This window comes from Microcoleus sp. LAD1_D5 (genome assembly GCF_036702115.1).
In the GTDB taxonomy this organism is placed as follows: Bacteria; Cyanobacteriota; Cyanobacteriia; order Cyanobacteriales; family Microcoleaceae; genus Microcoleus.
Window position 1 is genome coordinate 1 of record NZ_JAUBSA010000174.1, and the last position, 1,563, is coordinate 1,563.

Here is a 1,563-nt window from a genome sequence, read left to right on the forward strand (position 1 = left end):
ACACGTTGTCAACGCCGAACGCGAGTCAAAGTCTTTTGAGGTAAGGGTTTTAGGCTTATTCAGCAAGCCCTAATTAAACGAAAGATGCAGATGGCTAAAACGTTTGCTATATTAGCATTCTTCGGGCTTCCTGTTTCCTGCTTCCTTCTACTTAGTTATTGGTTAATTGATATCCGGATTAAAGCAGATTAGTGGGATTGGGATTTTTTAACCCCAGATATCAGCAGATGAACACAGATGCACGCTGATGGGATTTCTGAAGTGTTTATCTCTGACGTAATTAGTCATTCATCCGCCGGATAAACTCTAAGGGCAAACCGTCTGTATCGGCAATAAAAGCTACTTCGTAAACATTTTGCCCGATCGCCTGTTGAGTCGGTTCTAATAAAACTTTCAAAGCTTGAAACTGGTTTGGTTGGTCTTTAGCAGCTTCCTCAAAACGTTCTTTCATAGACTCCAACCAGCTAGGCAAGTCAGTTGTCGCCTCAGTTAAATCAAAAGATAAATGATAGTATCCAACATAATGCTCGTCTCCAAAAGCATCCGGTGCGGGTTTTGGTTCCGGGATTTGAATTAGTTCAATGCGGCCGTTGAGACCTTCCATCCAACAGGCTAGGGTGTAACCTGTGGTAAAGCGATCGCTCACAGTAAATCCCAACTGTTCGTAAAAGGCGATCGCCCGGTGAATGTTAGCAGTGCGAATCGAGGCGTGGTGCATTAGATTTTGGCAGTTGGCAGTTGATAGTTGGCAGTTGATAATTGTCAGTTGATAGTTGTCAGTTGATAGTTGTTATTAATCGTCTTTATGATTTGTTAATCATTAGTTACTTTATTTACTTATTACTGATAATTCCAGACTCAGGAATAAATTTAGTCAGTTAATTTCCTAATGACAACGGACAACTGCCAACTGTCAACGGACAACTGCCAACTGTCAACGGACTATTCAAACAACCGAAAATAAGGATATCTAATCGGAACTCCCGGCTCTTTTTCCAAATCAAAATTAATCACTTCCCAGCAAGGGTCCTCTTGAGGTTCGGGGCTAAAATCCACAGGCAAACCGTACAGCCTCGGCCGCGGCGATTCCGACTGGCCGCGCCAAGGCGTGCTGCGTTCCAAATAAGCGCTGATTAAGTCCCGATAGCGTTGAGCAACGATCACGCGAGTTGCTCGGTAGCCTTGAGTATAAAGTCGATCGAGCGCTTCGTGAATTTCAAACCGAATCCCGTCCGGGTGCGTGTGCTGGCGATACCATTCATTCTCCCAGCGGCGCCAGTGCCGCCCAGACTGAAGGTGAACCAGTTCCCCCGTTTTTGGATCTGCCTCAAATGCCCCGTGACGCGGACACAAATAGGTATCCGTTAGCGTTAGAGCCGGAATTGTTTGGCGACAGTGGGGACACTGAATTTCCGGGCCAAACATCGGGTATTGCAAGGCAACTTCAATCATTTATTTGCGTCCCAGCATATTTTCTCTGCAAAAGTGGTTAGAGTCGATAGGGGCATTTCTACCCCTACCTCTCTTTCAGAACGGAACGTGAAACTTTCGCTTCATTCCGCT

At 45.5% G+C, this 1,563-nt stretch carries 2 protein-coding genes; both read right to left on the minus strand.

Annotation, left to right across the window (positions count from 1 at the left end):
* Positions 1–280 precede the first annotated feature (280 nt).
* Positions 281–718, minus strand: coding sequence for a VOC family protein (locus QUA70_RS28385; protein ID WP_333351096.1), 438 nt, complete (start codon positions 716–718; stop codon positions 281–283).
* 224 nt (positions 719–942) lie between these two features.
* Complete coding sequence (locus QUA70_RS28390) at positions 943–1,452, minus strand: TIGR02652 family protein (RefSeq protein ID WP_015175878.1); 510 nt, start codon at positions 1,450–1,452, stop codon at positions 943–945.
* Positions 1,453–1,563 lie beyond the last annotated feature (111 nt).

Coding starts and splice junctions, on each gene's coding strand:
- QUA70_RS28385 (WP_333351096.1), bottom strand. CDS start 718: ATGCACCACGCCTCGATTCGCACTGCTAACATTCACCGGGCGATCGCC.
- QUA70_RS28390 (WP_015175878.1), bottom strand. CDS start 1,452: ATGATTGAAGTTGCCTTGCAATACCCGATGTTTGGCCCGGAAATTCAG.